Source organism: Rhodobacter sp. P2_H5 (genome assembly GCF_056403335.1).
Window position 1 is genome coordinate 1 of sequence record NZ_JBFUFS010000145.1, and the last position, 560, is coordinate 560.

The window sequence follows — 560 nt, forward strand, 5'->3', positions numbered from 1 at the left end:
CGATTTGTAGCGTTCATCATCAAGTTATCGACAATATCGATCACTGGATGGACTATCACGAGAACCCAAACTGGAGCAAAGAGAAATCGCACCTTTTTGGTGACACATTGGTCTTCCGAGTTTCAAGACTGACTTATGCAGATTATGGACCAACGAGTCATACTAAATTGAACGAAACTCTGCTCGAGTATCTTAGGTTAAATGCGACCGCAAGAAACACAAAGGAGATGAAATACTGGGTTCTAGACTACTACGATAATGGGCGCGGACTAATCGAAAACCTCCGCCATTTTGGTCGATTTAACAAAGACAACTTCGATCTTTCGAGTGCAATCACAAACAAGATGTCTATTAGGGGTGATATTGGACGAGACCGAAGAAACGGCGAAGGCTATACAACGATTATAGAGGAAGCGGCTAACCAAGGCGGGTATGTCGCGCTAACGTCCGGCGGCCAAAAACTAACATACTCTCCCCTACTTGGAAGCGGTTTGCGACATCAAACTGTGCAGGAATTCCAATTTGGTACGCATTTGAACATCGTATTTCCAGGGTAGAAC

1 protein-coding gene is annotated in these 560 nt (G+C 44.5%); it reads left to right on the forward strand.

Features of this window, described 5'->3' with window-relative positions:
• Positions 1-557 (forward strand): hypothetical protein (locus tag AC1DVR_RS24010; protein WP_478003126.1); only part of this gene is annotated, 557 nt, incomplete at its 5' end.
• Positions 558-560: the final 3 nt, after the last annotated feature.